Here is a 24,972-nt window from a genome sequence, read left to right as displayed (position 1 = left end):
CCTGCGTCCCTACCTGCCACATGTTTTGGAGGAAAAAAGTCTGTTCGTCCCAGGACATTGGTCGTTCGTCCCAAGATTCCGGGAATGCCGACCCAAATTTGAGCAACAGGTGTGGGTGCCACTGTAGCTTTGCTGTATCGATTACAGCCAAAGGGGTACTCGCCTGGAGATAGCAGGAAGAGCGAGCCTGCCAATCTTCTCCCCGGTAGCATAAACTCGTCTACAGTTCTTTGACATGATCTACAGCTTTTTGACCGCTGCTACATTTGGGCGGAAGTAGACCGAAAGGGAGGCCTTAAGGATTGGTTGGGCGATTGAGAAGGGGAAAAAAGCAGGATAGGGTTGCACACTTATAGCCCAAAACTGCACACTTACACGCCAAAACTGCACACTTATTGGTTTGTTGTAGGAGTAATGAAAATGGGTACATAAATTCACATTTTACTATCTGATTCCACGAGAGTTTCTGGTTCGCCTTTCTATAGTCTATCGGGTACCCCCTACGGTGCCCGATTTTTTTATTGTCTGAACCAGGATTAAGAGGATTGATTCGATTAAAAGGAATGGGACTAATGCATAAGGGATTATGCTCCGCTATGGGCAGCGACTATTGCTACGAAATGTGCGATTAAGCCAGGTGGGTGATTACAGTTTTATTTCTTCTTCATGTTTATCGAAGAAGTGGAATTCTGTGAGGTGATAGTTGGTGTTTTCGGAGATCTTGATCTTTTGCCCATACTTCATTCTCCACTTCCATTGCTGTGAACGGAATAGCCAGCCGCCTTTGGTGAGGTAGGCATACATGATGGGGTGAACCACCAGGGTGAGGTCTTTGTGTTGATGGGTGATGAGGTAACTCATGTTCTTTTCGATCTCATCTTCCAGCAAGAGGGTTGAAGATATTTTGCCGGTGCCGGCGCAGGTGGGACAAACCTCCTGGGTATTGATGTTCATCTCCGGCTTCATACGTTGCCGGGTGATCTGCATAATACCAAACTTGGAGATGGGGAGTACTGCGTGCTTGGCCCTGTCTGGCTTCATGAATTCCTCCATGGCTTCGAGGAGCTTGCGTTTATTATCGGGCAGCTTCATATCGATGAAGTCTACTACGATAATGCCGCCGAGGTCACGCAGGCGGAGCTGGCGTGAGATTTCGGCTGCTGCTTCGAGGTTGGTTTCCAAAGCATTTAGCTCCTGGTTATTACCAACGCTTTTGTAGCCACTGTTTACATCTATTACATGCAGCGCTTCTGTATGTTCTATAATAAGATAGGCGCCGCTGGGAAGGTTCACAGTTTTACCGAAGGCTGCTTTTACCTGTTTGGTGATACCAAACTGATCGAAGATGGGCAAGCCATTGTGATAAAAGGCTACAATGTCGGCCTTTTCAGGGGCGATGCGTTGTATGTAGCTCCGGGTATCGTTGTAGATATTCCGGTCGTTGATCACAATTTTGTTGAAATCTTCATTGAGCAGATCACGCAGGATGCTGGTGGTCTTTGTTTGTTCGCTGAGGATCTTGGCGGGGGCCACAGAGCCTTTCAGGTTGTGCTGAATAGCTTTCCATGTTTCTACGAGCATGGAGAGGTCTTCGTGCAATTCTGCCGTGTTCTTTCCTTCGGCTGCCGTACGCACGATTACGCCAAAGTTCTTTGGCTTAATGGCTTCTACGATCTTCTGGAGCCGCTTGCGTTCATCGGCTGAGTGGATCTTACGGGAAACAGCAACAATGTCATTAAAGGGAGTGATGACTACAAACCTGCCTGGTAAAGATATTTCGCAGCTGAGGCGTGGGCCTTTGGCTGCGATAGGTTCTTTGAGGATCTGAACCAGTATATTGGGTTTACCGCTCAGGACTTCATTGATCTTGCCGGTTTTAATGATCTCGGGTTCTACCTGGAAGGTGCCGAAGTCAAAATCCTTTTCGCTGTGATCGTTGATGGCCTGCTGGGTAAATTTCAATAAGGAGCGGGCGTAAGGACTAAGATCGGTATAATGAAGAAATGCATCCTTTTCGAAGCCTACGTCCACAAAAGCGGCATTAAGGCCAGGGATGAGTTTTTTCACCTTACCGAGATAAAGATCACCCACGGCAAAACTGGCATCGGCTTTTTCGTGATGCAGTTCCACCAGCTTCTTATCCTCTAATAGGGCAATCTCTACGCCCTGAGGAGCAGCATTTATAATAAGTTCCTTATTCAATCGTAACATCTTTTACCGTCTTACCAATCATCACTACAAGGAAGGCGCTGAAGTGGAATTAGTTGTCAGATATCCATTCGGTCAGGGATTTGCAAGCAGCACGTCTGTAAATAAATGACAAATAATAAATTCAGCCAAAGAAGGAAAGGGGCCCCGTATTGACGGGACCCGTTGCAAGAAGAGAAGACCTTAGCGGTTTTTCTTCTTATGACGGTTCTTTCTCAATCTCTTTTTACGCTTATGCGTCGCAATCTTATGACGCTTTCTTTTTTTACCACAAGGCATAAATTCCCAATGAATTTTGTTAAATAATAATTTTTAATACACTTTTTCCTTTCAGCGCTTCTTCAGCGATGCCGTTCCGGATCATAAATCCCAGGGGATTTAACTCAGCGCAGCCCAGGAAAGGTTTATTTCTTTAATAAGTTAATACGTTCGTCGATGTCTTTGATAAAGCCCGGATCTTTCAGGAGTTTTTTACCAGCTGTGTACCACTTAATGGCATTGGTTTTGTCTCCTTTTCTTTCGCAGGCATCTGCCAGCATCAAAATGGCTTCGAGGTTGGTGGGCTCGTGCTCTGCAACCTTGGTTAACCTCTCAATGGCTTTATCCAACTGACCTGAAACGATACCGCCCAAACCCAGCATAAATTGTGCATACATATTATGCGGATCACGGTCGGCAACGTCGCGTATCATCTGAATTCCCTGCATCGGGTTGTCGCTAATACCTCCCAGGAGGTAGCAACTTCCCAGCCCGATCTTAAGGGAATCATTGGCCGGATCTAATTGTAAAGCCTTCTCAAACAACTCTTTGGCTTCGATCGCCATCCATCTTTTCAGGGCGGGTTCTTCCTGTCGGCGAACCCCGTCTAAATAGAATTGGGCAGCAAAGGTGAGGTTTTTTTGAGAATTTTCCAATTTAGCCGCTTTCGCAGTATACCAGGCATAGGGAAGGAGCAAATGAGCCGAGTCTCTCCAGAACTCCGCCAGCTGTCTGAATACCTTGATCTGCTGATCTTTTACATCGCCACGGACAACGGCTGTTTCCAGTTTGCTAACCTGTGCCTGTTGGGATGGAGTAAGCTTCTGGCGGGAGGCCGCCAGGATGGTTTCAATGTCTAATTGACCTGCAGCAGCAGGTGCTGCAGGTATAGTTTTATCTTTCGGGGGGATAGTTCGGCCAAAGAAGTAGACCAGGCAGAGCAGAATTACTCCGCTGCCTACTAAGATCATCTGCTGCTTTTTCACGTATCAGTGTAAATTTAGTGAGCAGCAAATTTACATTTCATCATCGGGGTTTGGTTGATCTTCTTTGACGGATTGCAACTTTTTAACTTCTGCCACAAATTCTTTGGCAGGTTTGAATGCAGGAATGTAATGTTCAGGGATGTGTACCGCAATGTTTTTCTTAATGTTGCGGCCGATCTTGGCAGCTCGCTTTTTGGTAATAAAGCTGCCAAACCCACGAATGTAGATGTTTTCTCCTTGGGATAAGGTATCTTTCACTTCCTTGAACATGGTCTCCAGCGTAACCAAAACATCAACCTTGGGAATACCTGTTTTTTCAGATATTTGGTTAACGAGGTCTGCCTTTCTCATGTCGATGAATTTTTAACGGGTTTTCAAAAATTATTTACTTTAAACGGCAACCGGCACAAAATCAATTCATTACTCAAATTAAATGTTAATTCGCACATTTGCAAGAAAAGGTCTAAATAATTGATATTGAGGGGTATCAATTTTCATGCCGGGTTGTATTTAACCTATCTCATTATCAGAAAGTTATATATTCAATATTTACCATGAAACCAACGTTCACTGAAAAGCTTTTAGAGTGGAATAATGCCCAAAATACGCGTTCCATGCCCTGGAAAGGCGAAAAAGATCCCTACAAAATATGGCTGAGCGAGATCATTTTGCAACAAACACGGGTAGAGCAAGGACTCGCATATTATGAAAAATTCATTGCAGCATTCCCTACTATACAACAACTTGCGAAGGCACCGGAAAAGAAAGTGTTTAAGCTGTGGGAAGGATTGGGGTATTATACACGCTGCAGAAATCTTATTGCTACTGCACAGATAGTAGTGAAAGATCATAAAGGAAAATTTCCCCGCACTTATGATCAAATAAAAGAATTAAAAGGAATTGGTCCTTACACAGCTGCTGCTATTGCTTCTTTTGCTTTTAATGAGCCCAGGGCGGTTGTAGATGGTAATGTACAACGTGTTATGGCCCGTTACTTCGGCATCTCCACACCTATAGACACTACATCAGGAAAAAAGTTATACCAGGAACTGGCAACGGCCTTGCTGGATACAGAACAGCCAGGCATTTATAACCAGGCGATCATGGATTTTGGGGCAGTGATCTGCAAGCCGCAGAATCCTTTGTGTTCCGTGTGCCCGCAACAGGCCGATTGTGAAGCTTTTAAACATGATCTTGTAAAACAGCTGCCAGTAAAGGAAAAGAGCCTGAAGAAGAAAGAGCGGTGGTTCTATTATTTCATCATTCAATACCAAAGTAAGTTCTATATCCGGGAACGAACGGATAAAGATATCTGGCAAAGCCTCCATGAGTTTGTTTTATACGAAACGGATACACCTGTGCAATCCATTTTCCAGGACCTGCCCTTCTTAAAAACGTTGTTTGGTAAGCAGTCATATTCGGTCAGTCATATTAGTAAAGTTTATCATCAGCAACTTACGCACCAGCTTATTCATGGACAGTTTATAACGGTTACAACGGTTAAGCCTGTAACAGCTTTAAAGGACTATGTATTGATTGATAAAAAGCAATTAAAACAGTATGCTTTTCCGCGGATCATTAATACTTTCCTTGAGGAAAAGTCTTCACTGGCACAGTTATTTTAATCGTTTGAGTATTATTGGAAATGCCCCTATATTAACACTTAGAGTAGCTAAAAAAATGGAATAATATCTGTAAAAAAAATTAACTTTAAGAGTAAATAAAACCGGTAGACGATTTCTAACAATAAACTCACCATTTATGAGAGGCGTTAACAGGGTTATGCTCATTGGCAATTTAGGAAGAGACCCGGATGTACAGTACCTGGAAGGCAATATAGCAGTTGCAAAGTTTCCATTGGCCACCACTGAAACATTTAAAGACAGGGCAGGTAAGCTTATTTCACAAACAGAATGGCATACGGTGGTATTATGGAGAGGATTGGCTGAGCTGGCCCAGAAATACCTGCACAAAGGAAGCCTGGTTTACATAGAAGGCCGTTTGCGTACGCGGAGCTGGGAAGACAAGGAAGGCAACAAAAAGTTTGCTACTGAAGTGGTGGGTGATAACCTCATTATGCTGGATAAGCGGACAGATGGCACCGGCCATCATGGACCTCACAGCAATTCGCACGGTGAAAATATCGAAGGATTCAATGCCGATATTCCCCCCATGGGCGAACCCTCACAAGACCTGCCTTTTTAAACGCTGACCAATCGCCGATTAAAATGTCCCGTCCGGTTCAGGCGGATTTCGCTGATTAATAAGATTATTGGGCTGCAGCGCAATAAAGTCCCCATAAATCCATTTTTGATCATTCCAGCCCATGATAATATTTTTGCACAAAATTTGTTTATTAGGGGCAGGCTATCAACCTGCCTTTCTGATGCGGCATTAGAGCACATCGCCGGTCATTGTTGATCGAACATTGTTAACAAAAACCAATTGCTTTGGATAATTCTTTCCGGGGTTTGTTATTTGGTGAAGTATGGCAGCCCATCCTATTGGCGGTCAACGTACAAACCACTACTATATTGTCTGCAGTAGTATTATTCCTGTTGTTGATCTCTTTCTTTATTTCCGGGGCAAAAGTGGCCTTTTTTTCCCTGACCTACCGGGATGTTAATATGCTGAAGACGAAGCAGGATTCGGGGTGGAAACGTATTGCCAACCTGCTGGAAGAGCCCAGGACCTTACAAGCCTCTCTTGTAATAGCCAATGGCCTGATCAATATTGCGATCATCATCCTGGCCAATTTTCTGATCGATCCTATATTCACCTTTAAGCAGGATGGCTGGTTTGTACAATTCCTGGTATATGCCATCAAGGTATTGGTGATCTGTTCTGTCATCGTTTTGTTTGGTGAGGTATTGCCCAAGGTAAGGGCTAACCAGAACAATCTTCGGTCGGCCTATGAATCCTCCTTCCTGGTAGAAGTGATCTATTATATCTTTAAAAGGATGGCAGGGTGGCTGGTGAACCTCTCGGACCGGGTGGAGAAGATCTTTGGTGGAAAGGCCTCCCGCGCCTATACGCAGAAGCAACTGGAAGAGGCGATCCGCTCTACCATTCATGAGGAAGAAGAGCAACGCATTCTGGCCGGGATCTATAAGTTTGCCAATATCACGGTAAAGCAGGTGATGCGCACCCGGCTGGATGTGCATGGCGTAGAGCACGGTACTAGTTTCAAAGGATTGAAGAAAGAGGTAGAGGATTTGCATTATTCGCGGTTGCCGGTGTATAAGGGAAGCCTGGATGATATCCAGGGCATCATCCACTCCAAGGACCTGATACCGCACCTGAATGAGCCTGATAATTTCGATTGGCAAAGCCTGTTGAGGCCACCGTATTTTGTACATGAACAGAAGTTTATAGAAGACCTGCTCACGGAGTTTCAAACGAAGCGGATCCATTTTGCTGTGGTGGTGGATGAGTTTGGCGGCACCAGTGGGATTATTACCCTGGAAGATATACTGGAAGAGATCATTGGTGAAATAAAGGATGAATTTGATGAAGAGGAATCGGGCAACAAAAAGATAGATGACACGACCTATATCTTTGAAGGCCGCATGATGATCTATGATGCCTGCAGCATCATGAACCTGCCGGCTGATACCTTCGACCAGGTAAAGGGGGAAAGTGATTCCCTGGCGGGACTGATCCTGGAGCTGGCCGGAGAAATACCCAAGGCCGGGGATGTGGTGCCTGTAGGGGATTTTGAATTTGCTATCCTGGAAGTTGACCGTAACCGTATCAAAAAGGTGAAAGTGACGATCAAGCCGGGAACGGTGTAGTGAGTGATGAGGAAGATGGGCGGCAAGATAATTAATGGCTGTGATCAAGTATTAAAATAAAGTATGAAGAACAGATCCTTTTTGTGTTTCGTGATAATATGTTTGCTGGTTGCCTGTAATAGTGATTATACCATTAAACGAAGAGGATACTATAAAATAGACTTTCCTGCACATGAATACCAATTGTTTGATCAGCCAGGTTATCCCTACACTTTTGAATATCCTGTTTATGCCAAGGTAGTAAAGGACACTACTTTCTTTGAAGGCAAACCTGAGAATGATTACTGGATCAATATCGACTTTCCACAGTTCAATGGCAAGATCTACATGAGCTATAAGGAAGTAGGTAAAAATAACTTTACCAAGCTGGTGAATGATGCTTTTGAGATGACCTACAAGCACACGCCCAAAGCTACTGAAATAACAGACTCTGCTATGCGAACTGCCAAGGGGATCAGCGGCCTTTTTTTTAATGTGGGTGGCAATGCTGCCACGGCCAAGCAATTCTTTGTGACGGATTCTGTGCGGCATTTCCTGCGGGGGGCTTTGTATTTCGATGCTACCCCCAATGAAGATTCCCTCTCTATTGTAAACAATTTTCTCCAGGAGGATATGAAGCACCTGATCAATTCGCTTCAGTGGAAATAAGGCCTTTCTTTTGGCATTCCCGTTAACTTATTTTATTTTTCGTGTTCCTGAACCAACCATAACTATGCGCATGAAAAGGGCCTTCCTGCTATTCTGTACACTTGGTGTAAGTTACCTGCTTACTGCTCAAACTCCCCTGCCAGATAGCCTGAAAACTCAATTGGAAAAAGCTGTTACTGATGCGAACAGGAGCCAGATACTGGGAGACCTGTCGTTGTACTATATGGGTATTGACAATAGTCTGGCTGATAAATATGGCAACCAGATGCTGGAGGTTGGTGAATTGAGCCGTAACCGGGAATTGATGATCAGGGCATACCTGAGCAATGCACGGCGATTCTATGAGTTTTTCGGATCGCAGGAGGCACTGAGTAAGGCTGTTGTTTTTTCCAATAAAGCGCTGGAACTGGCCAGGAGCAGCAATTTGGACGATCTTACTGCCCTGGCGCATACCTTTGTGGCAAGGGGATACCGCACCAGCGGAGAGACGGACAAGGCGCTGAGTGCTAATAATATTGCGGTCAGCATAGCTTCGGCGGGCAAGAATGATTCGGTAAAAGTGATAGCTTATATATCGTTGGGCAATACCTACCAGGCAAGGAATGAAAAGCTACTTGCCTTCCGCCATTACCTCACGGCGCTGGACATTGCAGAGGTGGATAAGCGATACGCTTTATTGAACAACGCTTATTCCAGCATGTCTGACTTTTACACAAGCCTCGGTAATTACGAGAAAGCCAAGGATTTTGCCTTTAAAAAGGAAAGGCTGGAAAGAGCGAACAATAAGTTGTATGATCTGCTGAATACCTATAACAGCATTGGTCAGCTATACGGGCTGGACAAACAACTCAGTCTATCAGAAAGCTTTTTTGAGAAATCGATCGCTTTGGCGGATACGGTGAAGTTTGATGTGTTCAAATTGAATACTTATATCTACCTGGTGAACCTTTACCTGAGCAATGGCCAGTTTGAAAAGGCCCTGGCTTTTTTCAAGGACCATAAAGAGGTGGGAGATTTTATTATGAAGGCGGGGATGGACTTTATTCTTTACCAGGGGTATGGTTCTATGTACACTTATGTAAACAAGCTGGATTCTGCAGGATATTATTTCCGGTTGGCGGAACCTGGTTTTGAAACGAGGGCTTCGAAGGTGAGCCGGTACTTGTTTTATGGTGCGTATGCCTATTATTTCCGGAAGAAAGGAGAAATAGATAACGCTATCCTCTATTGGCAGAAAGCAAAACAACTGGGAGAAGATGTGGGGAGCCTTGTTTACCTGGAGGGGGCTACGGGGAACCTGGATTCGCTCTATCAAATGAAAGGGGATTATAAAAACGCCTATTTATACAGTTCTCTGAATTATAAGTTTAAGGATAGCCTGCAAAAGCTGTCGAAGGAGAAAGACCTTTTATCGCTGGAGATCGACAATGAGAACCGCCGTAAAGAGCGGGAGGCTAAGCAGCAGGAAGTTGAATTGGAAAGGCGCCATAATATCCAATACATGGGCATGGTAGTAGCTATTGCAGCTATTTTCATCTTACTGGTAATGGCGGGTATCTTCCGGGTGTCGACGAATACGATCAAGGTGCTGGGTTTCTTTGCCTTTATCTTCCTTTTTGAGTTTATTATTCTGCTTGCGGACAACCAGATACACCACTGGACGCATGGGGAGCCCTGGAAGGTGATGCTGATCAAAATAATATTGATTGCCCTGTTATTGCCCTTGCATCATTGGCTGGAAGAGAAGGTGATCCATTACCTTACTTCACAGAAGTTGCTACAGGGAAGAGGAAAGAACCTTGTTGACCGGCTGCGGGGGCGGAAGAAGGTAGATCTTCCGGCTGAAAATATATAGGGGCTGGTTTCGGGCAAGGTTGTAAATTTGCCTTGTAAAAAATAATACCCTTGATAGCAGTTGAAAATGTATTGATCAGTAATGAGGTAGTGGAGGCGCAGTTTGTGTGCGATCTCGTGAAGTGTAAAGGTGGTTGTTGTGAAGAAGGAGATGCGGGAGCGCCACTGGAAGACAGTGAGCTGGACCTTATGATTGAATTATTTGAGAAGGTGAAGCCTTATCTCACCAAGGAGTCATTGGCAGAAATAGAGCGGAAGGGAAAGTATGTATACCATCGTGAGTTTGGTTGGGTAACGCCTACGCTGGGCAATGATAATGAGATCTGTGTGTATGGTATCAGGGATTCGAAAGGGATCATTAAATGTGCTTTTGAGCAGGCCTATAACGATGGTGTTATTGGCTGGAAAAAGCCTATCAGTTGTCATTTTTTCCCCATCATACAAAAAAACGGCCGCAACGGCGATTTTGACCGCATGAATTACGAACCGCGGGAGGAATTGTGCAAACCTGCCTGCGGACTGGGCAAAAAACTGAAAGTGCCCGCTTACCAGTTTTTAAAGGAGCCGATCATCCGGAAATACGGTGAAGATTTCTACCAGGCGCTGGATAAGGTAGCCAAAGACTATTTTGCAAAGCAGGAAGATTAATCAAGTATTTCACTCTACAACAGGCATCATGAGCGATATTGTTTCAACCTTCATGGCCAAGAGCACGGTTAAAGCGGCAGATCTGGAACACCGGCGTAAGGTAAACTTTAACATCAGCAAGTACAATGCTACGGTACCGCTGGGCAAGGAGCAATTTTCGAATGTGCACCTGGCCAGGGAAAGGGCTAAAAACGTGAAGTGGCGGGCCATTGAAATGCTGGATGTATACCTGGAAGAGTTTGAGGCCAACCTGATAAAGCGGGGCGGGAAGGTGATCTGGGCGGAAACGGCGCAACAGGCGCTGGATGAAATTGCGAAGATCTGTGCAGAAAAGAACTGTAAGACGATCGTGAAGAGTAAAAGCATGGTGACGGAAGAGATCCACCTGAACGATTTCCTGGAAAAGAAAGGCATCGAAAGTATAGAAACAGACTTGGGAGAATACATTCAGCAGCTGGATGGAGAACCTCCTTACCATATCGTAACGCCGGCCATGCATAAGAGCAAGGAGGATGTTGCCAAGTTGTTTTATAACAAGCTGGGAACAGCGCCCAATCTTACGCCCAGCCAGCTGACATTGGTAGCCAGGGAGAAACTCCGGACTAAATATGTAGAGGCTGAGATCGGTATCACGGGCGCCAATTTCATTATAGCGGATATTGGGGGTATTGCGGTGACGGAGAACGAAGGCAATGCCCGATTAAGCTGCGCTTTCCCGAAAACGCATATTGCTATTGTTGGTATTGAGAAGATCATTCCCTCCATGAGTGACCTGGGCTTGTTCTGGCCATTGCTGGCTACGTATGGTACAGGGCAGCAGGTAACGGTGTACAATTCAATTGTGAGCGGACCACGGCAGCCCGGTGAAACGGATGGACCGGAAGAGATGTATGTGATATTGCTGGATAATGGACGTACGAATATCCTGGCCAATGAAAAAACAAGGGAGAGCCTTTATTGTATCCGGTGCGGGGCCTGCCTGAATGCCTGCCCGGTGTATAAAAATATTGGCGGCCATGCCTATGGCACTACGTATAGTGGCCCGATCGGATCGGTTATTACGCCTCACCTGAAGGATATGGGCGATTGGAAACACCTCAGTTATGCCTCCTCGTTGTGTGGTAATTGTACGGAAGTTTGTGCGGTGAAGATCAACCTGCATGAGCTGTTGCTGGAAAACCGGCATGAGGCGGTGGAAGAAGGGGCAGCGGGCTGGACAGAGCGGATGGCCTGGAAAGCCTGGAAGATAGCCAGCCTTAACCGAAAATGGATGAACCGGGGGAGTCAGAAAACGAAGAACTGGATGGTCAATAAGGTTTTCAAGGGCTGGACGGCACATCGGGGGGACCTGGATTTCGCGGAAAAGACGTTTAATGAGCAATGGCAGGAGCGGTATGGGCCCCCGGTCAAAAAATGAGAACATTTTTGCCCAATAGTCAACTTTGTCAGTTGACTTTTTTATTTTGTGCAACCGATGCTGCTTTATTGTAATACCATTACGCCCCGACTGCAATATATTGTTGAGTTTTTCAACAAAGAGTTGTTTGAAACGCCTATTACCATCACTGCCGACAGGAGCCAATTTGAGCAGGCCAGTGGCCCTAAACTCAACTATTCTTCGCATGAATTTGCCGGAACGGCTTTTAGCATTCACCCTGTGGGGCTGCTATTTGAAAGTGGTATACGGCCTCAAGCGATCCAATGCTTTACTGCTAACGGGCATGTAGCCTTTTTTTCAACAAGCGGCGATTTTCCCTTCGATATTTTTGCGGCCTCTTTTTACCTGTTGAGCCGGTATGAAGAATACCTGCCGCATGAAAAGGATGAATATGGGCGGTATGCGCATATCAATTCGCTGGCTTTCCGGGAAGGGTTCCTGGACCAGCCGTTGGTCAATTACTGGCTGCAGGGCCTTAAGCAGGCGCTGTCGCAGCGGTATCCTGCACTGCTGTTTCGCAAGCATAATTTTAAGTGTATCCTTTCTTATGATATAGATATTGCCTGGTCGTATTTGCACAAAGGATTTGCGCGTACGGCGGGCGGATTTGCGCGGTCGATCCTGAAGGGTGAATGGGCGCTGGTAAAGGACCGGTGGGATGTACTGCGGGGGACAAAGAAAGATCCTTATGATTGTTTTGAGTGGCTGGATGCCTTACACCTGTATTGCCGGTCGAGGCCGTATTATTTTTTCCTGGTGGCCCGTAAGCAGGTGGGGTATGATAAAAACACGCCTACGCATGTAAAGGCATTCCGCCAGTTGATAGAGTATTATGCGCATACTTATAAGACGGGGATACATCCCAGCTGGCAAAGCGGGGATGATGTGGATCTGTTGTCTGAGGAAAAGGAGTGGCTGGAAGTAGTAGCGGATACGGAGATCATCCGCAGCCGCCAGCACTATATTCGCTTTGAGCTGCCAGATACTTACCGCCGGTTGATCAAAGCGGGCATTGAAAAGGATTTTTCGATGGGCTATGGCAGCATCAATGGATTCAGGGCTTCTGTGTGTTCTTCTTTTGCCTGGTATGATCTTAAGAATGAAACGGCCACGCCGTTGCTGATCTATCCCTTTTGCTTTATGGATGCAAATTCATTTTATGAGCAAAAGGATACGCCGCAGCAGGCGTATGCAGAACTGATATTGTACCATGAACAGGTGCGTAAAATGAATGGCATGATGATCTCGATCTGGCACAATTCGATCCTGGGAACGGATAAGACATTTGCCGGCTGGCGTGAGATGTTTGAGCTGTTCATGAAAGAGACGGTATATTGGGATGCTTATTCGGATTGAGTCGGAAAGACGGAAAGTCCGGAAGTCGGAAAGAAGAACAGTTGCAGAAATATTAATTACGAACTCCTTTATTTCTTCGATAGGCCTGGTTGATGAGGTGAACGCCCAGTAAGGTAATAGCGCCTCCTGCTATAATGAAGAGGGTGAGTTTTTCATTAAACAACAGGGACCCTAGTAAAACAGCTACCACGGGATTAATGTATGCATAAATAGAAGCCTGCTCTGTGGGCAGGTTTTGCAATGCATACAAATAAGCAATGAAGGAGATCACAGAACCAAAAGTGGCCAGGTAGGCAATGGCGGTCCATGACTGCCAGGGAATGTCCTGAACGGGTATGGTTTGGCCGGCGGCTACTGCAATGATGGTAGTGAGGATGCCAGATATGAGCATCTGGAGGCCGAGGCTGAAATAGGGATTGAAGGCAGCAGCCTGTTGTTTGGTGTAGAGGGTACCGAATGCCCAGGTCCAGGAAGCGGTGAGGGAAAGCAGGATGCCGAACCTGAATTCGGGATCGAGGAAATCGGCGAGGTGCTCATAAAAGATCACGCATACGCCTGTAAAACCCAATAAGAGACCGATGACTGCTTTGGCTGGTATTTTCGATTTGGCAGTAACGAGGTTGATGATCACGATCCACAAAGGGAAAGTAGCAGCGATAATGGAACCCAGGCCCGCTGAAATGTATTTTACGCCCCAGGTGGACAGGCCGTTGCTCAACGCAAAATTGAGCAGGCTGAGGATAATGATAGGCCCCCATTCTTTTCCCCGTGGCCAGGCGCGGCCCTTGCTGAGGAAGAAGATCACATACAACAATCCGCCAATAGACTGACGAATGCCGGCCAATTGTAAGGCCGGCATATGTTTTACACCTTGCCTGGAGGCGATCCAGGTGGTACCCCAAAAAAAGCACACCATGCCCAGGGCAAATAGGGCCTTGAAACGGGTGCCCCTTTGTTGAAGGAAAGGCGCTTTATTGGTTGGGGCAGTCATGTATGTTTTTGATCAATGCTTAAAGTGGCGCATGCCGGTCATTACCATGGCCAGGTTGTTTTGCTGGCAATATTCTATGGAATCCTTATCTCTTACGGAGCCGCCGGGTTGAATGAAGGAGGTAATCCCCGCTGCGTGGCTCATTTGCACGCAATCATTGAACGGGAAAAACGCGTCGCTCGCCAATACGGCCCCATTGAGGTCGAACTTAAACTGGGCAGCTTTCTCTATAGCCTGCCTTAAGGAATCAATGCGGCTGGTTTGGCCACATCCTTTTCCGATGAGCTGCTTATTCTTTACGAGGGCGATGGCATTTGATTTAAGGTGCTTACACACAAGGTTGGCAAAAGTGAGGTCGGCCTTTTCTCCGGCAGTGGTATCACGTCCGCCTACTTCTTTCCATTCTGTATAATTGCCCTCATCAGCACCTTGTACCAATACGCCATTGAGTACTGATTTGTATTCTTGTTTTTTCCTGAAAGGGGCTTTTTGCTGCAGGAGGATGCGGTTCTTCTTTGATTTGAGGATGGCGAGTGCATCTTCATTAAACGCAGGGGCTATCAATACTTCGAAGAAGATCTCATTGATGGCTTCGGCTGTGGCTTTGTCAATGGCGCCATTGCAAACGAGTACGCCTCCGAAGGCGCTCTCGGGATCGCCGGCCAATGCTGCATCCCAGGCTGCTTTCACAGACTCACGGGCTGCTATTCCACATACATTGGTATGCTTGATGATAGCAAATACAGGGGTATTGGTATCGGCTGCAAATTCATTGATGAGTTGTACGGCGGCGTCTACATCGACCAGGTTGTTGTAGGAAAGCTCTTTTCCATTCAGCTGGTTGAAGATCTCAGCGAGGTTACCGTAGAACACACCGGTTTGGTGTGGATTCTCGCCATACCGCATGGTTTTGGGGTGTGGGATGGATTCCACGAAATATAAAGCGTTCTCCGGATTGAAGTACTTAGCGATGGCCACATCGTAATGGGCTACTATTTCAAATGCTTTGGCGGCAAAAGCCTTGCGTTGCTCGATGGTAGTGGTGCCCTGCTGGTCTTTGAGCAGTTGTTCCAATGCGGCATATTCAGATTTGGCGGCTACTACCACCAGGTCTCTGAAGTTTTTGGCAGCACCTCTTATCATGGAAGGCCCGCCGATGTCTATTTTTTCAATGATGAGCTTTTCTTCGCTGGTGCTGGCTACGGTTTCTTCGAAGGGGTAGAGGTCTACGATCACAAGGTCAATCTCGGGGATCTTGTACTGCTTCATTTCCTGCAGATCGGTCTCATTGTCCCGGCGGCCCAGGATACCTCCAAATACGGAAGGATGGAGGGTTTTGACCCGTCCGCCCAGGATGGATGGATATGTAGTGAGGTTTTCTACGGGAATGACGGGGATACCCAGCTTTTCAATAAAAGCTTGTGTACCGCCAGTAGAATAGATCGTAATTCCCAACTGGTGCAATTGCTGCACTACAGGTTCCAGACCATCTTTATAAAAAACTGAAATGAGGGCAGACTGAATCTTTTTTGTCATAAAACTTAAATTTTCTGAAAGGATCCCGAAGCAGGAAGGGCTTGCTTCCGTACTGCAGAATTATAGTAGTAAATGCTTTGAGAGGCGCAAAGGTAACTTAATGGAGGGTTAAAACAAAAGCACCCTGGCTTGTTACCGCATGGCAGGAGATACCGAGTTTTTGAAAATCCTGTTGCCAAGTCCTTGTTTTCCAATGGGTATTGGTGGGATCTATGACCACTGTGTTACAGGTAAAAAGGTTAATAAGTTCCTGTGCGGATACTTTGGCATTGTGGGAGAGGATGATAATGTCGATGGGAATCTTACCGGCGGATTTAGGAGCAGGGAGGGCTTTGTCGACCAACAAGAGGGAGGTATTGCCAAATGTGAACAGGCTGCTGGCCTGGGAAAGGCTGGTGAGGCTGTCGGCCGGGGAGATACGGTGTGCGGTCCGGCAGGGTTTTAGGTGAAAATTTTCAAGGGAAGGATCTTTCAGCAAGGTGGAGTCGCCTTTAAATACATATTGACGCCCTGTAATAAAATCCATGGCCTGGTGGCGGGGCACATTGTATATGATGAGCTTTTGCTGGCGGGCAGCCATCCACCAGGACCCGGCCTGAATGGCCAGCCAGAGCCAGCATGCTCCCAAACCTGTGAGCAGGCCGGTTTTCTTCTTTTGCAGCAGCCAAACGGTAATGCCTGCGATCATGCTATAGAGTAGTATGGCCTGTGGGATGTTGAGTTGTATGCCATCGATGGAGTTGTATGGAACCTGATTGATGGTTTCAATAAAGGTATTGAGGAGGCTGATCAACCATTGTAGTAACCAGGCAATTGCTTTTGCGGCTGCGGGTACAAAGGCTACCGCGCATAGCAGGAGCTCTCCTACCAATATAATACTTGACAGGGGCACCGCCACCAGGTTGGTAATGAGGAAGAGCCCGGGGAACTGGTGAAAGTGGTATATGGTGAGGGGCAGGGTGAGTATTTGAGCAGCCAGGGTAATGGCTATCAGTTTCCAGCCGTAGTTGAGGTATTTGTTTTGGATAAAGATGGAATGGTAAATGGGCTTCCTGAATAAGAGGATGCTGAAAACGGCGGCATAGGAAAGCTGGAAACCTATATCCCAGCAATACCAGGGATCATAACATAATAGCAGGAACGCGGATGCTGCGAGGGAGTTGTAAACGGAGGCCGGGTGGGGTAGCCGGTTGCCGATTATAAGGCAGGTAAACATAATGGCTGAGCGTAAAACGGAGGGGGAGGCGCCGGATAAAAGGGAAAAGAGCCAGAGGGAAGCAATGATGATAATGGGTGCAACCCATCGATCCCAGCGTTTGGGCATCTGATTGCATAACATGATCAACAGTGCGTAAATAAGGCCAAGGTGTAATCCTGAAACTGCGATAACATGTACAACGCCGGTGTTGATATATGATTGTAAAAGCTGTTTGTCGAGGTCATCTTTATAACCTATCAGGAGGGCTTCTGCTAAACCGGCTTGCTTTTTGTCGGGGATGTTTTTCCGGAGGATATCCAGTAGTATTTCACGGGTATGGTACAGTACTTTTTTTACGGGGTTAAGTTGCCTTTTTTCCGCAATTATATAGTCTTGTTTGCGCAGATATACCTGGTGGTAAATTCCTTTGAATGCGCAATACCTGCGGTAATCGAATGCGCCGGGGTTGCCTGCATTGCTGATGGGTTCAGGAGATTTAACGAACATCAATTGATGGCCATAAGACAATGGAGGCCCGGGGCTGTCTTTGGGGAAATACAGCAGGAGCCTGCCTTTTACCTTTTGTACATGGGTGCCTTTTATGACGGCCTGCATAACTGCTGTGGTGGAATATGCCTTTGATTTTTCGGAGAGGGGTTCCTGTATGGTGGCCAGGATGGTATCGCCGGCAGCATAGTATGGGGGAAACCATTGTTGCTGGTGCCTGATGTCCTTATAGTATACCAATAGTAATCCGGTAGCGAAAAGCAGTGCATTTAATAGTATTCCGTTGAGGGGGCGAAACCTGAATCTGGTAGAAAGGGGAAGGCGGGAAAAGAGCAGCAGGCCTGTACTGCAGGCGATGGCGGTTGTCCAGGCTGTATTGATGGGAAGGCTATAATGCCATTGAATGAGGATACCAATAATGAGGGGAGGGATAAAACGTAAAAAGGGTGCTTCTTTCCAGTCAATTATTCCGGTCGAACGCATAATAAAAAAGGCAAATCTGAGTTAATGAAAAGACGTGAAAGCCAGGCCTGGTATTGATTTTAAGAGAAGAAAGAAGCACCACTTCCACCAGCTCAGAAAAAGAAAAGAAGGATAAGGTAATAATGGTAATGGAAAATAAGGTAGTTGCGGTGCTTTTAATCTAGTTGGGAAAGATCAGAATAAAATTTCCTCAAGTTATTTGCGTGAACAAAGGCCTTGAGGAAATCTGTCGGCTGGCTTTCACAGGAGTATTGGATTTTGAAAAACGGGATGATAGCAACTCTCCAGTATCTAATTTCAGACAAAATTCTAAGCTACCCATACAAAGGGCTACATATTATTGACGGGATTTTAAGCAGTTGAATAGCGGGGGCGAGACCCCCGTTTTTTTACGGGGTCGGAATCCCATCTTTTCGCGGTTTTCTGACTGTTTAATAAACGGTTTTTTGACGATGTTTTTCACGCGACTCCTTGAAATACTTCACCTTACGAATAATACTAATTTGTAATTATTTGGCTAACACTCTATTGTAGCCGAAGTTCTCCGAAAAGGCTGATTAATTTTACATCGTTATCAAAATCATTCATGTTTAAATCCCCCAAGCAATGACAACTATTCAAAAAAAATCTTTAAAGGTAGGTCGCTATGTAGATACCAAGCACGTAGACACTGTAATCCGTAATTACAAGAGAGAAAGGTGGGTGCACAATTCCGAGCATATTGGCAAGGAAGACTCCTTAAGCGTATGGTATAGTGTAGAAGAACTGGAAGAATTCATTCAAAAGATAAAGAATCATGGCGGCGACGGTGTGAAGATGTGTTTTGGCGCTTATTCTGAAGATTTCGACGTTAAGCCTGATTACAACAACCGTCAGACGATTGTAATGGTGGCTACACGCAGCAAAGAAACTGAGACTGGTGTTGCCAACAAAGACCTGTATATTAACCCCGGACAGATCCTGGCTTACAATATCGGTAGCATTTGTCCTCCCACTTGTAGCTCAGGTGGTACCAGTAAACCTTCTGGTCCTGGCGATAACTCAGACGACTGGGGCGGTATTGGTGTGACGATCGTAGACCGCGGTCCCAAAGGATTTACGGTTGTTTAATCAACATATTTATAAGGAAACCTCTGTTGACCCCCAACAGGGGTTTTCTTTTTCAGGGAAGCGCCCCAAAAATATATACTATATTGAGGAGCCATGAATATCCCCGGCCATATATATTTTGAGCTGATCAGCCTGCTTGCTTCAATTACCCTTTTTTTCCGCAAGGGGATACCCTTGTACCTGAGGCTTTTTGCGCCTTACCTGTTAATTACCTTAATTGTAGAGATCGGCGCCTGGCGGATGGATAAGGAAGGGAAAGACGCTTCTTTGCTTCTGTTCCATTTTACGGTGCTTGAATTTGTATTTTATTTCTACGTTTTTTACAATATTATCAGAACGGCGGCGGCAAGAAAAGTGATCTTCTCTTTGCTGTTCATCTACCCGATACTATCGCTGATCAATATTTATTTTATACAGGTAAAGGCGTTCCCTTCTACCACGTATTCGCTGGGTTGTTTGCTCACTGTGGGCATCTGCATCTATTATTTTTACGAGTTGTTTCATTTGCCCAGTTCTGTGAACCTGTTGCGTGAGCCTGCTTTTTGGTTATGCACGGGATTGATGTTTTATTACATCTGTAGTTTTCCGTTGTTTGGCCTGTATAGTCTTTTATATTCGACATCGAACATTATAATGAAGAACATTTCGACTATTTTAATGGTGATGAATGCCTTACTGTATACTCTTTTTACGGTGGCTTTTCTGTGCGGAACACGGGTACGGAAGTTGCATTATAAATAAGGGGTCATTATATAAGTATTACCGGGGAATTTATTTTTGTAATTTGCCGCTTGCCTCACTTCACCAGTACTGTTAATAGCCATTCCGCATGAATAATCAGGGTCAGGAAATTTATATGTTCGTTATTATCGGTGGTATTTTAGCGATCGCTGTGGTGACCTTTATTGTCATCACGGTATTGCAATACCAGCGCAGGCAGCACCGTCATGAGCGGGAGTTGACCCGGATGAAGGACCAGTACGAGCAGGAAGTATTGCGCTCGCAACTGGAGATACAGGAAGAGACTTTTAAAATGATCGGTCAGGAGCTACATGATAACATTGGGCAGGTATTGTCGGTTGTAAAACTGTCATTGGCGATCCTGCCTATTGACAAAACGCATGAGGCGTATGAGCCAATTCTTAACTCCCGTCAAATATTGAATAAGGCGGCGCTGGACCTTTCGGATCTTACGAAAAGCCTGCACAGCGATCGTATTGCGCAGATAGGGCTGGTGGAAGCGATCAGGTTTGAGCTGGAAAGTGTACGTAAAAGCGGATTGATGGAAGTAGATTTTGAAGTGGATGGGTTTGAACATCATTTTGATGGGCAGAAGTCTATCTTCCTGTTCCGGATGTTCCAGGAGATGCTTAACAATATCCTGAAGCATTCCAAGGCCAGCCGGGTTAATGTAAGCCTGGTATTTTCGAATGATGACAAATTTGTGTTAATACTGGCGGATAATGGCGTAGGTTTTGATGTGGAAGCCAAGAGAAATTCAGTGTCTTCTTCTTCCGGTGTTGGATTAAAGAGTATCTTCAATAGGGCAAAGCTGATTGGTGCTGACCTGGATATGAAAAGTATCCCCGGGAAGGGAACTACAGTAACGATTCAGTTATCTTTGCCACAAGAAAGTTAAGCACTCTCCGAATGACAGCTGGAAAACAAATACAAGTAGCGGTTGCTGATGATCACACACTAATGCGCAAAGCATTGGCCCGGTTGATCAGCACTTTTGAGAATTATAGCATTTTATTTGAAGCGGATAATGGGTCGGATGTAAAGGACAAGATCGGCCGGCATATTATACCGGATATCCTGTTGCTGGATGTGAATATGCCGGGCATGGATGGTTATGAGACGGTGAAGTGGTTGTTTAAGAATCACCCGCATATCAAAGTACTGGCTTTGTCGATGTCGAGCGATGAGAGCACGATCATCCGTATGCTGCGCCTGGGTGCGAAGGGCTATATCATGAAGAATACGGAGCCTGAGGAGTTGAAAATGGCGCTGGATTCTGTGATGGAAAAGAACTTTTATCTTTCTGAATATATTTCCGGCAAGATCATCAGCGGTCTGCATAAGGATATTGACCAGCCTGATGAACCGATATCGCTTACAGAAAAGGAAAAAGAATTCCTGCAATGGGTATGTTCTGAACTTACTTATAAGGACATAGCGGCCAAGATGTTTGTAAGTCCCCGCACGGTGGATGATTACCGCAATTCTCTCTTTGATAAGCTTAAAGTGAAAACCAGGGTTGGCCTGGTCCTGTATGCCATCCGCCATGGGATGGTGGAAGCTTAAACGAGGGGTTTACTCCAATAATTTTTTTACGTAGGCTATTTGCCCCAGGTGGTAGATATTATGCTGTATAAGGCCATGCAGCATATAGCCCACATTGTATTTGCGCTTGCTGACGGGTGTAGCAAGGAAATCGTCGTTTTTTGACTTCAGCAGCTCTATAATGCGCTTGTGGGTAGCTTTTATTTCCATTACGCCGTTTTTCCAGGTATGGATGGTGGGGTCGATGTCGCGCCAGTCGAGTGCTTCGTAATAGGCGATCCCTTTTTCGGGGTCTTCTTCCAGGGTGCTTTGAATAAACTGTGCCCAGGCGATCATGTGGTACAGCAGTTCAATGAGGGCATGGCCTGTTTCGTCGGGATTGACAAAAACACTGGAGGGGTCTACTTCGTCCAGCAGGGAGTACATGGACCTGCCGTACCATGGTTCGCCATCGAGGGATTCCTGCAAGGTGGTAATGATGTACTGTATCTCTTTGTTCATGGGATCTGTTTTAGCTAAAGTTACCAGACTTAAAAAACATGCCATAAAAAAAGAGGATGCCTTTTGTAAGACATCCTCCCTGAGAATACTATATATGGACGGCACAACTGAGTTATTTGCTCAGGTACATGCTCCTGTCTTTATACAACTGGCGGAAGTAAGGATCGCGCAGGTCTTTGATGAAGCGGATGGCTTCACCGGTTGACTTCATTTCGGGGCCTAATTCCTTGTTGACACCGGGGAATTTCTCAAAGCTGAATACGGGTTCCTTGATGGCATATCCTTTCAGGCGTTTCACCACTTTCAGGTCGCGTACCTTTTGCTGGCCCAGCATCACTTTGGTGGCGATGTTGAGGTAAGGGATCTGGTAGGCTTTGGCGATGAAAGGAGTGGTCCTGGAAGCACGTGGATTGGCTTCGATCACATACACTTTACCATCCTTGATGGCAAACTGGATGTTGATAAGGCCCTTGATATTGAGCTTTAAAGCAATCTTCTTTGCATATTCTTCCATGGTTTCCACGATCAGTGGGGAGAGGTTGAACTGTGGCAGTACGGCGTTGCTGTCGCCGCTATGGATACCTGCGGGTTCAATGTGCTCCATGAGTCCCATGATGTGTACGGTTTCTCCGTCGCAGATGGCGTCGATCTCTGCTTCCTGGCAACGATCGAGGAAGTGGTCGATGAGGATCTTGTTGCCGGGGATGTGTTTGAGCAGGCTTACTACTGCGCTTTCGACCTCATCATCGTTGATGACGATACGCATTCTTTGTCCGCCCAATACATAGCTGGGGCGAACGAGTACGGGATAGCCTACTTTATTGGCTACTTCCACTGCCTCGTCTACATCATAAGCGGTACCGTAATCGGGGTAAGGTATTTTGAGTTCCTTGAGGAGGTCGCTAAAGCGGCCACGGTCTTCGGCAATGTCCATGTTGTCGAAAGAAGTACCGATGATCTTAATGCCTTTGTTGTGCAGGCGTTCGGCCAGTTTGAGGGCGGTTTGACCACCCAACTGTACGATCACGCCTTCGGGCTTTTCGAGTTCTATGATCTCCCAGAGGTGTTCCCAGAATACAGGCTCGAAGTATAATTTATCGGCCATGTCGAAATCGGTGGAAACGGTCTCGGGGTTACAGTTGATCATGATGGCCTCGTAGCCGCATTCTTTGAGGGCGAGGAGACCATGCACGCAACAGTAGTCGAACTCAATACCCTGACCGATGCGGTTGGGGCCTGAGCCGAGCACTATTACTTTCTTCTTATTGCTGGATTTGCTTTCGTTGGTATTGCCTGTTTCGAAGGTAGAATAGAAGTAAGGTGTTTTAGCCTCAAATTCGGCGCTACAGGTATCCACCATTTTGAATACGCGGGTGATACCGGCGGCTTTTCTTTTCTCATAGACGGCTTCGTCGGTGCCATCCTGCATGATCAAAGAGATCTGCTGGTCGCTGAAACCGAGGAATTTGGCTTGTTTCAGCAATTCATCGGGCAGGGTTGCCATTTTGAATTTAGCGATCTCCTTTTCCAGGTTCACGATCTTCTGGATCTCGTTCACAAACCAGCGGTCGATGCCGGTGGCTTTGGAAATGGTGCCTACGGATACACCGAGGGTGAGGGCATCCTTGATACGGAAGATGCGGTCCCATTTTGGTACTTTGATGTATTCGATGAGTTCTTCGGCGTGCATGCGGCTGTGGCCGTAATAACCGAGACCCACGGCATTGTTCTCCAGGCTTTGGCAGGCTTTCTGGATGGCTTCTGTAAAGCTTCTTCCGATGGCCATCACTTCTCCTACGCTCTTCATCTGGAGACCGAGGGTATCATTGGCGCCTTTGAATTTGTCGAAGTTCCAACGGGGCATTTTCACGATCACATAATCGAGTGCGGGCTCAAAGTAGGCGGAGGTGGTTTGGGTGATCTGGTTCTTCAGTTCATCGAGGTTGTAACCGATGGCCAGTTTGGCTGCTATTTTGGCGATTGGGTAACCGGTTGCTTTGGAGGCGAGGGCGGAAGAACGGCTTACGCGGGGGTTGATCTCTACGGCGATGAGCTCTTCTGTTGCCGGGTTGAGGGCAAACTGTACGTTACAGCCGCCGGCGAAATTGCCGAGGCTGCGCATCATAAGGATGGCTTTGTCGCGCATTTCCTGGAAAGCAGTATCGCTGAGGGTCATGGCGGGGGCCACGGTGATGGAATCGCCGGTATGTACACCCATGGGGTCTACATTCTCTACGGTACAAATGATGGTTACGTTGTCGTTCTTATCACGCAGGAGTTCGAGTTCGTATTCTTTCCATCCGAGTACGGCTTTTTCCACCAGTACTTCGTGGATGGGGGAGGCTTTAAGGCCTTTGTCGAGGGCTGCTTCGAGTTCGGATTTGTCGTGTACAAAACCGCCGCCTGTACCGCCGAGGGTAAAGGAGGGGCGGATAACGAGGGGGAATCCGATGGCCTGGGCAAACTCTTTTCCTTCGAGGAGGGAGTTGGCTACCCTGGAGGGGGCTACGGCCATGCCGATCTTTACCATGAGCTGGCGGAATTTTTCCCGGTCTTCTGCGGTATCGATGGCTGCGATATCCACGCCGATCATACGGACATGATATTTTTCCCAAACGCCGAGTTCGGCGGCTTCTTTGGCCAGGTTGAGGGCTGTCTGGCCACCCATGGTGGGCAATACAGCATCGATCTGGTTTTCTTCCAGGATCTGCTCAATACTTTCTACTGTTAAGGGCAACAGGTACACTTTATCGGCCATCATGGGATCGGTCATGATGGTAGCCGGATTACTGTTGATGAGGATCACTTTGATCCCTTCTTCCCGCAGGCTGCGGGCAGCCTGGGAGCCTGAATAGTCAAATTCACAAGCTTGTCCGATGATAATGGGGCCTGAACCGATGATAAGTACTGACTTGATCGAGGTGTCTTTGGGCATCTTCTTTAACGCTGTTTTTTACTTTTTTGAATGAAATCCCGGTCCTTACCGGCGGGATAAATTGCGCAAAAGTAAGGGGATGGGGGCAATAATGCGGATTATTTTTTGGAGTGGGGCAAAGTTGACAGGAATACAAGCTTCGAGCGGTGAGCTACGAGCTGCGAGCCGAATGCGGCTTTGGAGGGGGAGGGAAGGCAACAAGGCAGCGAGGCAAAGAGGCAACGAGGTGAGAGGA

At 46.5% G+C, this 24,972-nt stretch carries 20 protein-coding genes; 12 read left to right on the top strand and 8 right to left on the bottom strand.

The annotated features are described in order from the left end of the window. Positions 1 to 645 precede the first annotated feature (645 nt). From D3H65_RS20935 to D3H65_RS20925, 3 genes are all read right to left on the bottom strand, one after another. Positions 646 to 2,211 carry an Rne/Rng family ribonuclease gene (locus D3H65_RS20935; protein ID WP_245999551.1) on the bottom strand — a complete coding sequence of 522 codons (1,566 nt, stop codon included), beginning with the start codon at positions 2,209 to 2,211 and terminating at the stop codon, positions 646 to 648. 401 nt (positions 2,212 to 2,612) lie between these two features. Then, positions 2,613 to 3,452, bottom strand: coding sequence for a tetratricopeptide repeat protein (locus D3H65_RS20930; RefSeq protein ID WP_119052183.1), 840 nt, complete (start codon positions 3,450 to 3,452; stop codon positions 2,613 to 2,615). A 30-nt stretch (positions 3,453 to 3,482) separates the two neighbouring features. Then, a complete protein-coding gene (locus D3H65_RS20925; protein WP_014221934.1) occupies positions 3,483 to 3,803 on the bottom strand; it encodes an HU family DNA-binding protein in 321 nt (106 codons plus the stop codon). 203 nt (positions 3,804 to 4,006) lie between these two features. Between D3H65_RS20925 and mutY the strand changes: the two genes are divergently transcribed. The 8 genes from mutY (at position 4,007) to D3H65_RS20885 (ending at position 13,190) form a co-directional block, all read left to right on the top strand. Beyond that, positions 4,007 to 5,077 carry an A/G-specific adenine glycosylase gene (gene mutY, locus D3H65_RS20920; protein WP_119052182.1) on the top strand — a complete coding sequence of 357 codons (1,071 nt, stop codon included), beginning with the start codon at positions 4,007 to 4,009 and terminating at the stop codon, positions 5,075 to 5,077. Between the two features lie 136 nt (positions 5,078 to 5,213). Beyond that, the gene (locus D3H65_RS20915; protein ID WP_119052181.1) at positions 5,214 to 5,657 is read left to right on the top strand and encodes a single-stranded DNA-binding protein; all 444 of its coding nucleotides are present in this window, start codon (positions 5,214 to 5,216) and stop codon (positions 5,655 to 5,657) included. A 245-nt stretch (positions 5,658 to 5,902) separates the two neighbouring features. After that, positions 5,903 to 7,246: a gliding motility-associated protein GldE gene (gene gldE, locus D3H65_RS20910; RefSeq protein ID WP_119052180.1), complete on the top strand. Its 1,344-nt coding sequence runs from the start codon at positions 5,903 to 5,905 to the stop codon at positions 7,244 to 7,246. Positions 7,247 to 7,309: 63 nt separating this feature from the next. Beyond that, positions 7,310 to 7,894 carry a gliding motility lipoprotein GldD gene (gldD, locus tag D3H65_RS20905; RefSeq protein WP_119052179.1) on the top strand — a complete coding sequence of 195 codons (585 nt, stop codon included), beginning with the start codon at positions 7,310 to 7,312 and terminating at the stop codon, positions 7,892 to 7,894. A gap of 70 nt (positions 7,895 to 7,964) precedes the next feature. After that, on the top strand, positions 7,965 to 9,749 hold the full coding sequence (locus D3H65_RS20900; RefSeq protein WP_162915748.1) for a tetratricopeptide repeat protein: 1,785 nt from the start codon (positions 7,965 to 7,967) through the stop codon (positions 9,747 to 9,749). Between the two features lie 50 nt (positions 9,750 to 9,799). Further along, on the top strand, positions 9,800 to 10,396 hold the full coding sequence (locus tag D3H65_RS20895; protein WP_119052177.1) for a DUF3109 family protein: 597 nt from the start codon (positions 9,800 to 9,802) through the stop codon (positions 10,394 to 10,396). A gap of 28 nt (positions 10,397 to 10,424) precedes the next feature. Further along, a complete protein-coding gene (locus D3H65_RS20890; protein WP_119052176.1) occupies positions 10,425 to 11,813 on the top strand; it encodes a LutB/LldF family L-lactate oxidation iron-sulfur protein in 1,389 nt (462 codons plus the stop codon). Between the two features lie 57 nt (positions 11,814 to 11,870). Then, complete coding sequence (locus D3H65_RS20885) at positions 11,871 to 13,190, top strand: polysaccharide deacetylase family protein (RefSeq protein ID WP_119052175.1); 1,320 nt, start codon at positions 11,871 to 11,873, stop codon at positions 13,188 to 13,190. 52 nt (positions 13,191 to 13,242) lie between these two features. Here the strand turns inward: D3H65_RS20885 and D3H65_RS20880 are convergent, their stop codons facing one another. From D3H65_RS20880 to D3H65_RS20870, 3 genes are all read right to left on the bottom strand, one after another. Next, a complete protein-coding gene (locus tag D3H65_RS20880) occupies positions 13,243 to 14,181 on the bottom strand; it encodes a DMT family transporter (protein ID WP_119052174.1) in 939 nt (312 codons plus the stop codon). Between the two features lie 12 nt (positions 14,182 to 14,193). Next, a complete protein-coding gene (gene purH / locus D3H65_RS20875) occupies positions 14,194 to 15,717 on the bottom strand; it encodes a bifunctional phosphoribosylaminoimidazolecarboxamide formyltransferase/IMP cyclohydrolase (RefSeq protein ID WP_119052173.1) in 1,524 nt (507 codons plus the stop codon). Between the two features lie 97 nt (positions 15,718 to 15,814). Next, positions 15,815 to 17,905, bottom strand: coding sequence for a ComEC/Rec2 family competence protein (locus tag D3H65_RS20870; RefSeq protein ID WP_119052172.1), 2,091 nt, complete (start codon positions 17,903 to 17,905; stop codon positions 15,815 to 15,817). 606 nt (positions 17,906 to 18,511) lie between these two features. Between D3H65_RS20870 and D3H65_RS20865 the strand changes: the two genes are divergently transcribed. From D3H65_RS20865 to D3H65_RS20850, 4 genes are all read left to right on the top strand, one after another. Continuing rightward, positions 18,512 to 19,015, top strand: a complete 504-nt coding sequence (locus tag D3H65_RS20865) for a hypothetical protein (RefSeq protein WP_119052171.1) — start codon at positions 18,512 to 18,514, stop codon at positions 19,013 to 19,015. Positions 19,016 to 19,108: 93 nt separating this feature from the next. Next, positions 19,109 to 19,756 carry a hypothetical protein gene (locus tag D3H65_RS20860; protein WP_119052170.1) on the top strand — a complete coding sequence of 216 codons (648 nt, stop codon included), beginning with the start codon at positions 19,109 to 19,111 and terminating at the stop codon, positions 19,754 to 19,756. A gap of 88 nt (positions 19,757 to 19,844) precedes the next feature. Beyond that, positions 19,845 to 20,654 carry a sensor histidine kinase gene (locus D3H65_RS20855; protein WP_119052169.1) on the top strand — a complete coding sequence of 270 codons (810 nt, stop codon included), beginning with the start codon at positions 19,845 to 19,847 and terminating at the stop codon, positions 20,652 to 20,654. An 11-nt stretch (positions 20,655 to 20,665) separates the two neighbouring features. Further along, positions 20,666 to 21,322 (top strand): response regulator transcription factor, encoded by a 657-nt coding sequence (locus D3H65_RS20850; RefSeq protein WP_119052168.1) that lies wholly within the window; start codon positions 20,666 to 20,668, stop codon positions 21,320 to 21,322. Between the two features lie 9 nt (positions 21,323 to 21,331). Here D3H65_RS20850 and D3H65_RS20845 read toward each other — a convergent pair whose 3' ends face one another. Further along, positions 21,332 to 21,802: a DinB family protein gene (locus tag D3H65_RS20845; RefSeq protein WP_162915747.1), complete on the bottom strand. Its 471-nt coding sequence runs from the start codon at positions 21,800 to 21,802 to the stop codon at positions 21,332 to 21,334. A 112-nt stretch (positions 21,803 to 21,914) separates the two neighbouring features. Beyond that, positions 21,915 to 24,737 (bottom strand): carbamoyl-phosphate synthase large subunit, encoded by a 2,823-nt coding sequence (gene carB / locus D3H65_RS20840; RefSeq protein WP_119052166.1) that lies wholly within the window; start codon positions 24,735 to 24,737, stop codon positions 21,915 to 21,917. Positions 24,738 to 24,972: the final 235 nt, after the last annotated feature.

It is taken from the genome of Paraflavitalea soli (assembly GCF_003555545.1).
Lineage (GTDB): Bacteria > Bacteroidota > Bacteroidia > Chitinophagales > Chitinophagaceae > Paraflavitalea > Paraflavitalea soli.
This window is presented reverse-complemented; position numbering and strand designations above follow the sequence as displayed.

Excerpts from the sequence above, each read along its gene's own strand:
- D3H65_RS20935 (WP_245999551.1), bottom strand. The coding sequence starts at position 2,211 with ATGTTACGATTGAATAAGGAACTTATTATAAATGCTGCTCCTCAGGGC.
- D3H65_RS20925 (WP_014221934.1), bottom strand. The coding sequence starts at position 3,803 with ATGAGAAAGGCAGACCTCGTTAACCAAATATCTGAAAAAACAGGTATT.
- mutY (WP_119052182.1), top strand. The coding sequence starts at position 4,007 with ATGAAACCAACGTTCACTGAAAAGCTTTTAGAGTGGAATAATGCCCAA.
- D3H65_RS20915 (WP_119052181.1), top strand. The coding sequence starts at position 5,214 with ATGAGAGGCGTTAACAGGGTTATGCTCATTGGCAATTTAGGAAGAGAC.
- gldD (WP_119052179.1), top strand. The coding sequence starts at position 7,310 with ATGAAGAACAGATCCTTTTTGTGTTTCGTGATAATATGTTTGCTGGTT.
- D3H65_RS20900 (WP_162915748.1), top strand. The coding sequence starts at position 7,965 with ATGAAAAGGGCCTTCCTGCTATTCTGTACACTTGGTGTAAGTTACCTG.
- D3H65_RS20890 (WP_119052176.1), top strand. The coding sequence starts at position 10,425 with ATGAGCGATATTGTTTCAACCTTCATGGCCAAGAGCACGGTTAAAGCG.
- D3H65_RS20885 (WP_119052175.1), top strand. The coding sequence starts at position 11,871 with ATGCTGCTTTATTGTAATACCATTACGCCCCGACTGCAATATATTGTT.
- D3H65_RS20880 (WP_119052174.1), bottom strand. The coding sequence starts at position 14,181 with ATGACTGCCCCAACCAATAAAGCGCCTTTCCTTCAACAAAGGGGCACC.
- purH (WP_119052173.1), bottom strand. The coding sequence starts at position 15,717 with ATGACAAAAAAGATTCAGTCTGCCCTCATTTCAGTTTTTTATAAAGAT.
- D3H65_RS20870 (WP_119052172.1), bottom strand. The coding sequence starts at position 17,905 with ATGCGTTCGACCGGAATAATTGACTGGAAAGAAGCACCCTTTTTACGT.
- D3H65_RS20865 (WP_119052171.1), top strand. The coding sequence starts at position 18,512 with ATGACAACTATTCAAAAAAAATCTTTAAAGGTAGGTCGCTATGTAGAT.
- D3H65_RS20860 (WP_119052170.1), top strand. The coding sequence starts at position 19,109 with ATGAATATCCCCGGCCATATATATTTTGAGCTGATCAGCCTGCTTGCT.
- D3H65_RS20855 (WP_119052169.1), top strand. The coding sequence starts at position 19,845 with ATGAATAATCAGGGTCAGGAAATTTATATGTTCGTTATTATCGGTGGT.
- D3H65_RS20850 (WP_119052168.1), top strand. The coding sequence starts at position 20,666 with ATGACAGCTGGAAAACAAATACAAGTAGCGGTTGCTGATGATCACACA.
- D3H65_RS20845 (WP_162915747.1), bottom strand. The coding sequence starts at position 21,802 with ATGAACAAAGAGATACAGTACATCATTACCACCTTGCAGGAATCCCTC.
- carB (WP_119052166.1), bottom strand. The coding sequence starts at position 24,737 with ATGCCCAAAGACACCTCGATCAAGTCAGTACTTATCATCGGTTCAGGC.